Source organism: Mycolicibacterium arabiense (genome assembly GCF_010731815.2).
Classification (GTDB): Bacteria; Actinomycetota; Actinomycetes; order Mycobacteriales; family Mycobacteriaceae; genus Mycobacterium; species Mycobacterium arabiense.
Genome location: NZ_AP022593.1, coordinates 2951063 through 2960744 on the forward strand (window position 1 = coordinate 2951063; position 9682 = coordinate 2960744).

Genomic DNA, 9682 nt, shown 5'->3' on the forward strand with positions numbered 1-9682 from the left:
GACTCACATGTCGAACCCATCGGGGCCCGACGAGAACGACCGCCGGGGGGCTGACGACGCCACGGATCCCGGCGAACGCCGCTTCACCGCGCCGTCGCCGTCCGACGCCGGCGAGACCCAGGTCATCGGCACCTTCGGCGAACCGGCCACCGAGGTGTTCTCGGCCGCGCAAGCACCCAACGACCTTTCGGCGGCGTCGGCCTTCACCGAGCCGATCGCACAGCAGAACGCCCCCGGCCCCCAGGTCATCCCGGGCCGCACCGACGTGCCGAAGCCACCGAAGTCGCGCCGGAGCTGGGGCTGGGTGATCGCCGTCCTGCTCGTCATCGCCGCCGTCGTCGCCGTCGCGATCCTCGGCACCATCCTGCTGACCCGCGACGACGAAGCGAAGGTGTCACAGGAGGACCAGGTCCGCTCGACCATCCAGGACTTCGACACCGCGATCCAGAAGGGCGACCTCGCCACGCTGCGCAGCATCACGTGCGGCGACACCGCGGTCAGCTACGTGGACTACGACGACGCCAAGTGGAAGGACATCCACGCCAAGGTGGCCGCCGCCCGTCAGTACCCGGTGGTGGCCAGCATCGACGAGGTCGTCGTCAATGGATCCCACGCCGAGGCCAACGTCACGTCGTTCATGGCGTTCGACCCGGCCACCCGCTCGACGCGGAGCTTCGATCTGGAGTTCCGCGACGAGCAGTGGAAGGTGTGCCAGGCCCCGCAGTGAGTTGAGCGCTCAGCCCGCGGAAATGCTTCTGCCCGCGCTGTGCAGGTCGTTGCACGCCTCGACGACGCGCTCGGACATCGACGCCTCCGCCTTCTTGAGGTAGCTGCGCGGGTCGTAGACCTTCTTGTTGCCGACCTCGCCGTCGATCTTCAGCACGCCGTCGTAGTTCGAGAACATGTGCGCGGCGATCGGCTTGGTGAACGCGTACTGGGTGTCGGTGTCGACGTTCATCTTCACGACGCCGTAGTTCAGCGAGTCCTCGATCTCCGACTTCAGCGAGCCCGAGCCGCCGTGGAAGACGAAGTCGAACGGCTTGCTGCCGGGGGCGAGGCCGAGCTTGGCCGTCGCAACCTTCTGGCCCTGGTCGAGCACCTCGGGGCGCAGCTTCACGTTGCCGGGCTTGTAGACGCCGTGCACGTTGCCGAACGTCGCGGCGAGCAGGTACTTGCCGTGCTCGCCGTGGCCCAGCGCGTCGATGGTCTTCTCGAAGTCCTCGGGCGTGGTGTAGAGCTTGTCGTTGATCTCGGCCTCGACGCCGTCCTCTTCACCGCCGACCACGCCGATCTCGATCTCCAGGATGATCCTGGCCTCGGCCGCGAGCTTCAGCAGCTCCTTGGCGATCTCGAGGTTCTCGTCGATCGGGACTGCCGAGCCGTCCCACATGTGCGACTGGAACAGCGGGTTCTGGCCGTTCTTGACGCGCTCGGCCGAGATGGCCAGCAGCGGCCGGACGTAGGAATCCAGCTTGTCCTTCGGGCAGTGGTCGGTGTGCAGTGCCACCGAGATCGGGTACTTGGCGGCGACGACGTGCGCGAACTCGGCCAGCGCGACCGCGCCGGTGACCATGTCCTTGACCCCGAGACCCGAGCCGAATTCCGCACCACCGGTGGAGAATTGGATGATCCCGTCGCTGCCTGCGTCGGCGAAGCCCTTGATGGCGGCGTTGATGGACTCCGAGCCGACGCAGTTGATGGCCGGGAACGCGTAGGAGTTCTCCTTGGCTCGGCCGAGCATCTCGGCGTATACCTCGGGCGTGGCGATGGGCATGGCGTTGCTCCTCCTGGCGTTTCCGGCTCTTGCGACGTATCCGTAGTCAGTATCGCAAGAAGCTTCCCGGCGTGGCAGGGGGATGCGTCAGCGTCCCAACTGGGCGGCCACGGCACGAGTGTCCAACAGCGAGGACACCTCGACGATCCTGTGCTCGCGGAACGTGTAGAACGCGTGTTCTGCGAACGTGATCGGCGCGCCCGTCGGCTCGAAGCCCAGGAAGGGGCGTTCGGGGGTGCACCGAAACATCAGCCGGCACGCCACGGCGTCCCCCGCGGCGACGACCCGGTCCGCGACGAACCGTAGATCGGGGATCGTCCGCACGTCGTCCTCCAGCATGGCCCGGTAACCGCTCAACCCCAGCGGTCGGCCGTTGTGGGTCACGTCGACGGCGACGAACTCCCCCAGGTCGTCCCACCTGCGCTCGTTCAAACACTCGAGGTAGCGGTGGTACACGTCGGTCAGGGTTTCCACGGTCATGGGTCCAGTGTCCAGATCCCGACGGACGTTGGCCATCTGGCCACTGTCGGGGCCGTGCCATCTTCGACACGCTGGTTGTCGTGACGAATCAGACCAGCAACCCGCCGGCGGCCGATGCAGCCGCCTGGGACCTTCCCGACTCCGACATCTGCACGGCGGCAATGACATTGGTGCACGACGTCTCGCCCGCATTCCTGACCAACCACTGCGTCCGCAGCTACCTCTTCGGACGCGAACTCGCGGCAAGCACGGGGCTACGGGGCGGTGCCGACTACGACGACGAGTCACTGTTCCTCGCGTGCATCCTGCACGATCTCGGCATCACCGACCATGCCGCCGGTGACCAGCGGTTCGAAGTCGAAGGAGCCGACGCCGCCGCGCGGTTCCTGCGGGGACACGGCATGCCCGACGACCGGGTGGAACCGGTGTGGCAGTCCATTGCACTGCACACCAGCCTCGGCCTGGCGCAACGCTTCGGAACCGTGCAGGAACTCTCGTTCCGCGGAATCTCGCTGGACATCGACGGCTCCGAGAAAGACGCTTTGCCAAACGGTTTCGCCGACCGGGTACATGCCAGCTGGCCACGCCACGATCTCGGCTACGCCATCGCCGATTCGATCGCCGAGGGCACGCGGGCCAATCCCCTGAAGGCGCCGCCATTCTCGTTGCCCGCGCACCTGCACGAGGCGATCAACGGAACCTCGATCGCCTTCCTCGACGTCGTGGCCAACAACGGCTGGGGCGATCGACCACTCGTCAACGCCCCCGCCCGATGACCCACACCGAACATCCAAGGAGACACGACATGACCGACACTGCAACCTCTTTCGCCTATGACACCGAACTACCCCCGGTGAACGTGGCCATCCTGGTGTGCCCCGGGTACATGCCCGTCGACATCATCGGCATCCACACCGTCTTCGGCACCACCCCCAACGCGACCGTGCACCTGGTGTGGAAGAACCTCGACGAGGTCATCGGCTTCCCGACGTTCCCCACCCGCCCGACCACCACCTTCGCCGAGTGTCCGCAGGACCTCGACGTCATCTGGACCGGCGCGGTGTCCCCCGAGATCTTCGACGATCGGGAGACGCTCGACTTTCTCGCCGACCGCGGCAGCCGTGCCCGCTGGGTCGGCGGCAACTGCGGCGGGACGCTGCTGCTGGGCGCGGCAGGCCTGCTGAGCGGCTACCGCGCCACCAGCAACTTCCAGCAGAAGCACCTGCTGCCCCACTTCGGGGCGACGATCGCCGACGGCAACGTCGTCGTCGACCGCAACCGCATCACGGCGGGGCCACTCACCGGGAGCGTCGAAGCTGCGCTGTGGTTGGCCCGGGAGTTCTACGGCGAGGACGCAGCGCGCGAGATGGAACTGCAGGCCGAGTACGCACCCCAACCGCTCTTCGGCGTCGGCCGCCCCGACCTGGCAGGGCCGGAACTCACGCAGCGCGCACTCGATCACGGCGCCGGGTTCGCCAAGCCCTATGAAGAGGCAGTCATGCGGGCTGCCGAACGGCTCGGCGCAGTGGCGGTCTGACCGATGCATGCGCAGATCGTGCTGTTCGACGGGTTCGACCCGCTCGACGTCGTCGCCCCGTTCGAGGTGCTCGTCGCCGGCAGCGACGCGGTCGGCGGCGAACTCGAGGTCGAACTGGTGTCCGCGGAGGGGCCACGCACGGTGGTCAGCGGCTCCCGCGGGCTGACGTTGCAGGCCACGGCCCGCCTCGACCCGGCCAAACCCGGGTACGTGATCGTGCCCGGCGCGGCCGGTCCGATCGAGGGCGATCCGGACGAGGGCGTGGAGACCATCCCTGTGCTGCTCGCCCGGTTCGGCGAGACCGAGGCGGTGCCGCTGATCCGCCGGGCGTTCGAGGAGCCGGACGTCACGGTCGCCACCGTCTGCGGCGGGTCCCTTGCCCTGGCGATGGCCGGCCTGCTGGAGGGCAGGCACGCCAACACCCATCACCTCGGCGTCGACGTGCTGGAGGCCACCGGCGCAATCCCGGTGCGGGCCAGGGTCGTCGACGACGGCGATCTCGTCACCGCGGGCGGTGTGACGTCGGGCCTCGATCTCGCGCTGCACCTGCTCGACCGCAGCTACGGCCCCCGGGTCGCGATCGCCGTCGAGGAACTGTTCGCCTACGAGCGGCGCGGCACGGTGTGGACCGACACCGGCCGGGAACCGAAGCCGACGTGACGGCCAGTGTGGTCGGCGAGTGGGACGTCACCATCAAGACACCCGTGGGCTCGCTGCACGTCGTCTACGACTTCAGACCTGTGGTCGACGTCGATGGAGTCGAGCGCGACGGCGCGGTGACCGGCACCGCGGCGGGCAAGGGCGAGACGGTGCCGTTGACCGACGTCGTCGTCGAGGACGGACGGGTCCGCTGGCGGCAGACGGTGACCAAGCCCATGCGCCTGAAACTGGAGTTCGACGTCGAGGTGGTCGGCGACCGGCTCACGGGGCACTCCCGTGCCGGACGGCTGCCGCGATCGGCGGTCGCCGGGGTGCGCCGGGTCAGACCGTGAGCACCATCCGGTAGCGCGCCTTACCGGAGTCCATCGCCGCGTACGCCTCGGCGGCCTCGGACAGCGGCCGCTCCTCGATCATCGCCCGCACGCCGGTCTGGAGCGCGAAGTGCATGGTCTCCTCGACGTCGCGTGAGGTGCCCGAGGGGTGGCCGGTGACCGACAGGCCCGAGTTGATCAGGTCGAGCGGGCTGATCGGCAGGTTGTCGGGTGTGACGCCGATGACGACGAGTTCACCCTCGGGGCCAAGGCCGCCGATGGTCGCCGCCATCGCCTCGGAGTTGGCGGCCGTCGCGAGCACGACCCGGGCGCCGCCGAGTTTCTGCAGCTCCTCCGACACGTCGGACGCGTTGGAGTCCACGTAGTGGTGTGCGCCCAGGTCCTTTGCGTCCTGCGCCTTGCCCTCGCCGCGGGCGATCGCGACGGTCTCGAAGCCCATCGCGCGGGCGAATTGCACGCCCAGATGGCCGAGCCCACCCACGCCGAGCACGGCAACCAGGTCACCGGCCTTGGCGCGGGTGTTCCGTAGCCCGTTGAACGTGGTCACGCCTGCGCAGCCCATCGGCGCGGCCTCGACGAACGAGAGCCCCTCGGGGATGCGGGCCAGCGCGGTGGCGGGCGCGGTGAACGACTCGGCGTATCCGCCGGGGTAGCTCAGGCTGGGAGTCTGCCCGCGGACGCATTGCATGAAGTAGCCCTGCCGACACGGGATGCAGCGGTTGCAGTTGCCACCGAACCATCCCACGGCCACGCGGTCACCGACGGCGAAGTCCTCGACGCCGTCGCCCACCTCGGCGATGGTGCCTGCCACCTCGTGTCCCGGGGTGATCGGCCACGACAGACCGGGGAAGCCGCCGTTGACGAAGGCGTGGTCGGTGCCGCAGACCCCGCACGCGGCCACGGCAATGCGAACGTGATCGCGCGGCGGTGACGTGGTCTCGACGTCGGCGAGCGTCAGCGCTGCACCTGCGGACGGGACGTGAACGGCTTTGTGCGTCGGCATGCCGCCGACATTAATGGTGCAGGCCCGTGCATGTATTGCATCCAGCTGGAAGAACTCGCCTGTGAATGTCCTCATCGTCGCGCCGGTATCTTTGTCTGCCATGACCACCACGACGCTGGCGTTGATGCCGGACTACATGGATCCGCTCAACCTCATCGGCTACTTCGGCGCGTGGGCGCTGGTCGGCATCCTGTTCGTGGTCTTCGTCGAATCGGGCGTGCTCTTCCCGATCCTGCCCGGCGACTCGCTGCTGTTCGTGGCTGGAATGCTGGCCGCGGGCCACGCCGCCCAGAGCGCCTCGGCGGAGACGAACTTCCAGCTGTGGCAGTTGCTGGTGTTCATCCCGCTGGCCGCGATCCTCGGCGGCCAGGTCGGCTATTGGATCGGCCGCAGCATCGGGACGTCGATGTTCAAGCCCAACGCCCGCTTCCTCAAGCAGAAGTACCTCGACGAGGCGCACCTGTTCTTCGAGCAGCGCGGCCCGTTCGCCATCGTCCTGGCCCGGTTCGTCCCGATCGTGCGGACCCTGGCGCCCATCACGGCAGGCGCCGCGCGGATGAACTACGGCGCGTTCGCGTTCTGGAACATCCTCGGCGCGGTGATCTGGGGCGTCGGGCTCGTGCTGCTCGGCTTCTGGCTGGGCAGCTTCGAGATCGTCCAAAAGATGCTCGAGCCCATCTTCATCGGGATCGTCCTGCTCTCGGTGCTCCCGATCTTCATCGAGTGGTTCAAGCGACGCCGCGAGGCCCGCCGCAGGGGCGCGCTGCCCGGCGAGCCGGCCCCCGGCGAGGCCGTCTAGACCAGGTCCATCTCGGAGGCGAGTTCCCGCAGCGCGGGGCGGGGATCGGCCATCGGGTTGTCGCCGAGCACCTGCAGCACCACGTGATCGGCGCCGGCGTCGAGGTGCGCCTTCACCGACGCGGCCGCCGCGGGCACCGAGCCCATCCCGACGATCGCCTTCGCGAGCTTGTCGGAGCCGCCGTGCACCAGGTCGGACTCGTCGAAGCCCTGCCGCAGCCACGAATTCCGGTAGTTCGGCAGGCCGCTGTAGACGTTGAGGTGCTGGTGCGCCCACTGCAGTTGCTCCTCCGGCGACCCGCCGACGGTGACGGCCTGCTCGGAGACGATCCACTTGTCCGGGCCGAGGATGTCGCGGGTGACGCGGGTCTGCTCGGGCAGCACCAGGTAGGGGTGGGCGCCGTCGGCGTGCGTGCCGGACAGCTCGATCATCTTCGGTCCGAGCGCGGCCAGTAGCCGCACCGGCCGACCGGAGCCGGGCTCGATGACCTCGGGGACCGCCGCCATCTTCTCGAGGTAGTCGCGCATCGTGGCCAGCGGCTTGGAGTAGGTGCCGCCCATGCCGTGCTCGACGAGCGGGGCGTGGCTGACGCCGAGGCCGAGCATGAACCGGCGCGGGAACAGCGAGCTGATCGTGCGCGCACCGGTCTCGGCCGCCGACGGGATGCGCACGTGGATGTTGGCGATGCCGGTGCCGACCACGAGTCGCTCGGTGGCGCTGAGGAAGGCCAGCGACTGCGTCAGGCACTCCTTGCCGGTGACCTCGGGGATGAACAGCGATCCGAAGCCGAGGGATTCGATCTCCTGGGCCACCTCGATGGCGTCGGGCATCGCCCAGGTCTCGCTGGCCCACCACACGCCGATGCGGCTGGGGAAGTCGACGGGCGGACGAGGCGAACTGCTCGGTGAGTCGGTCACCCCCACGATGCTAGGCACCCCGCCGCGGCGGCCGGGCAGCGGCTACGTGACGAAGCGTCCCGCGAATCCGCGCAGCGGGAGGTCGGCGCTGGTGAGTAGTCCGGGCGGCGCGGCCACCACCGAGGCGAGCGAGTTGAGGGCGGGCAGGCCGGTCACCGTCATGCCGATCGAGGCGAAGTTCGCCGGATCCGACAGGTCCACACCGGGTTTCGGAAAGATCATGTGCTTGTTGTAGATGCACGGGTCACCCTTGATCTGCGTGATGTAGCAGCCCTTGATGTCCCAGCTGGGGTCGGTGTGCGGGGTCATCTGCCACTCGAGGTGGGTTTCGACGCGCGGCACGCCGTCGACCATGCCCTGGTACTTCAGGTAGTTGCCGCCCAGCGAGCCCTTCGGCAGCTGATACCAACCGAGGTCGACGTCCTTGGTGCAGGCGCCGAGTTCGTAGCTGAACTTCACCTCGTCGAGTTCGAGGCCGAAGCAGTCGGCCATCATCAGCACGCTGTCGGCGAAGACGCGGGTGTACTTCTCCAGCTTGCCGGGGATCGCGGGGTCGTCGACGGGTTGGCCGTAGCCGACCTCGATCCAGGTGTCCCTGCTGTGGTGACACGACACGTCGACGGACTCGATGGTCGTGACGTTCTCGATCTCGGCGACGTCGGCCGAACAGACCACGCCGAGGATCTGGTTGACGCCCGGGTTCATCCCGGTGCCGTAGAACGTCGACCCGCCCTTCTCGCACGCCTCGCGGAGCAGTTGGCTGACCGGCTTGCCCGACGGGTGCGGGTGGTTCGCGTCGCGGTGCCAGCCGGTGATCCAGTCGGCCGTGGTGACGACGTTGATGCCGGCTTCGAGCACCTTCACGTAGAGGTCCTCGTCGGGGAACACGCCGTGGAAGGTCAGCACGTCGGGCTTGGCGGCGATGATCTCCTCGACGGTGCCGGTGGCAGTCACGCCCAGCGGGTCGACGCCGACGATCTCACCGGCGTCGCGGCCGACCTTCTCCGTTGTGTAGCAATGCAATCCGACGAGTTCGATGTCGCTGCGGTGCCGGATGCGCTTGATCATCTCGGAGCCGACGTTGCCCGTCGCCACCTGGAAGACGCGAACTGGTTTCGTGGTCACTGGCGGTCAGCCCTTCTGATCGATGGCTCGCTCTTGAACGGGAATGAGGTCCGCGGCGTTGCCGCCGCGGCCGTCGGGATAGAACTGCATGGCCCACTTGCGAATTGCGGTGAAGCCCTCGTACTCCGACGTGGAGAGCGCAGGCGGGTCCGAATAGCGCTGGTGGCTCCAGATGTGGACGTCCTGGGCGAACTGCCGGATGACCTCGTTGCCGAAGTCGACGGCCTTCTGCTCGTGGCGGGGGCTGTCCTTGCCGGGCGTGCGCCCGATGTAGACCATGAACCGGACGTCGGAGGTGCGGTCGTCGACCGGGGTGATCGCCGAGATGGTGCGGTTGTCGACCATCCCCCAGCTCTTGGTGACCGCGATGCCGAGCCCGCCGTTGATCGCCTCGACGCCGCTGCGCACGTCGTCGATGCTCTGGTCCTCGTCGCCCTCGAAGGTGATCGTGAAGTCGACGTAAGAAACGGGTTCGGCGAAGTCGTGGCGGGTGAACACCGGCACGATGGGCGTCTCGTGCACGTACTTGAAGTGCGCGAAGTCCACGCCGTTCTCCAGCACGTACTGCGGATGCATCTCCAGCGCTTCGCGGTACAGGCGCTGCTGCGGGTAGTAGTCGGCGGCGCTGCTGCCGTCGGCGAAGCTGGCGAACACGTCGGGTGCGTCGAAGAACGGCTCGCGGCCCTCGACGTCGTGCCAGACGTAGATGGCCTCGTTGCGTTCGGCGACGGGGTAGGTGCGCATCCGGCGTCCGCGGTTGGGCCTGGGCTCGTAGGGGATGCAGACGTTGCGGCCCTCGTCGTTCCACTGCCAGCCGTGGAAGGGGCACTGGATGACCTCGCCGACGACGTGGCCGCCGAAGCCGAGGTGCGCGCCCAGGTGTTCGCAGTAGGCGTTCATGACGGTGACCCGGCCGGACTCCGAGCGCCACGCGACCATCTCGGTGTCGAAGTACTTCATCGCGTGCACGGCGCCGACCTCGACCTGATCCGACCACGCGACCTGGAACCAGCCGGTCGGTTTCATCGAGAGCGGCGGTTTGGCCATGTCGACAA

General features: G+C 68.1%; 12 protein-coding genes. 6 read left to right on the top strand and 6 right to left on the bottom strand.

Annotated features, from left to right (window positions below):
* Window positions 1-7: 7 nt before the first annotated feature.
* Entirely contained in the window at window positions 8-727 is a 720-nt protein-coding gene (locus tag G6N61_RS15930; RefSeq protein ID WP_163919384.1) for an Rv0361 family membrane protein, read from the top strand.
* Window positions 728-736: 9 nt separating this feature from the next.
* Here G6N61_RS15930 and fbaA read toward each other — a convergent pair whose 3' ends face one another.
* Window positions 737-1774, bottom strand: coding sequence for a class II fructose-bisphosphate aldolase (fbaA, locus tag G6N61_RS15935; RefSeq protein WP_163919385.1), 1038 nt, complete (start codon window positions 1772-1774; stop codon window positions 737-739).
* Window positions 1775-1861: 87 nt separating this feature from the next.
* The gene (locus G6N61_RS15940) at window positions 1862-2254 is read right to left on the bottom strand and encodes an ester cyclase (RefSeq protein WP_163919386.1); all 393 of its coding nucleotides are present in this window, start codon (window positions 2252-2254) and stop codon (window positions 1862-1864) included.
* 80 nt (window positions 2255-2334) lie between these two features.
* Between G6N61_RS15940 and G6N61_RS15945 the strand changes: the two genes are divergently transcribed.
* The 4 genes from G6N61_RS15945 to G6N61_RS15960 are packed head-to-tail and all read left to right on the top strand — an operon-like array spanning window position 2335 to window position 4783.
* Window positions 2335-3030: an HD domain-containing protein gene (locus tag G6N61_RS15945; RefSeq protein ID WP_407666463.1), complete on the top strand. Its 696-nt coding sequence runs from the start codon at window positions 2335-2337 to the stop codon at window positions 3028-3030.
* Between the two features lie 29 nt (window positions 3031-3059).
* Window positions 3060-3791, top strand: a complete 732-nt coding sequence (locus tag G6N61_RS15950) for a DJ-1/PfpI family protein (RefSeq protein WP_163919387.1) — start codon at window positions 3060-3062, stop codon at window positions 3789-3791.
* A 3-nt stretch (window positions 3792-3794) separates the two neighbouring features.
* Window positions 3795-4451, top strand: a complete 657-nt coding sequence (locus G6N61_RS15955) for a DJ-1/PfpI family protein (RefSeq protein ID WP_163919388.1) — start codon at window positions 3795-3797, stop codon at window positions 4449-4451.
* Window positions 4448-4783 carry a hypothetical protein gene (locus G6N61_RS15960; protein WP_163919389.1) on the top strand — a complete coding sequence of 112 codons (336 nt, stop codon included), beginning with the start codon at window positions 4448-4450 and terminating at the stop codon, window positions 4781-4783. Before G6N61_RS15955 ends, G6N61_RS15960 begins: the two co-directional genes overlap by 4 nt.
* Here the strand turns inward: G6N61_RS15960 and G6N61_RS15965 are convergent.
* A complete protein-coding gene (locus G6N61_RS15965; RefSeq protein WP_163919390.1) occupies window positions 4773-5786 on the bottom strand; it encodes an alcohol dehydrogenase catalytic domain-containing protein in 1014 nt (337 codons plus the stop codon). The two genes, G6N61_RS15960 and G6N61_RS15965, sit on opposite strands and share 11 nt — an antisense overlap.
* A gap of 100 nt (window positions 5787-5886) precedes the next feature.
* Between G6N61_RS15965 and G6N61_RS15970 the strand changes: the two genes are divergently transcribed.
* The gene (locus G6N61_RS15970; RefSeq protein WP_163919391.1) at window positions 5887-6585 is read left to right on the top strand and encodes a DedA family protein; all 699 of its coding nucleotides are present in this window, start codon (window positions 5887-5889) and stop codon (window positions 6583-6585) included.
* On the opposite strand, the gene G6N61_RS15975 is transcribed toward G6N61_RS15970, so the two are convergent.
* The 3 genes from G6N61_RS15975 to G6N61_RS15985 are packed head-to-tail and all read right to left on the bottom strand — an operon-like array spanning window position 6582 to window position 9674.
* A complete protein-coding gene (locus G6N61_RS15975) occupies window positions 6582-7502 on the bottom strand; it encodes an LLM class F420-dependent oxidoreductase (RefSeq protein ID WP_163919392.1) in 921 nt (306 codons plus the stop codon). The two genes, G6N61_RS15970 and G6N61_RS15975, sit on opposite strands and share 4 nt — an antisense overlap.
* 42 nt (window positions 7503-7544) lie before the next feature.
* Window positions 7545-8627, bottom strand: coding sequence for an NAD(P)H-dependent amine dehydrogenase family protein (locus tag G6N61_RS15980; RefSeq protein ID WP_163919393.1), 1083 nt, complete (start codon window positions 8625-8627; stop codon window positions 7545-7547).
* Window positions 8628-8633: 6 nt separating this feature from the next.
* Window positions 8634-9674, bottom strand: coding sequence for an aromatic ring-hydroxylating dioxygenase subunit alpha (locus G6N61_RS15985; RefSeq protein WP_163919394.1), 1041 nt, complete (start codon window positions 9672-9674; stop codon window positions 8634-8636).
* Window positions 9675-9682: the final 8 nt, after the last annotated feature.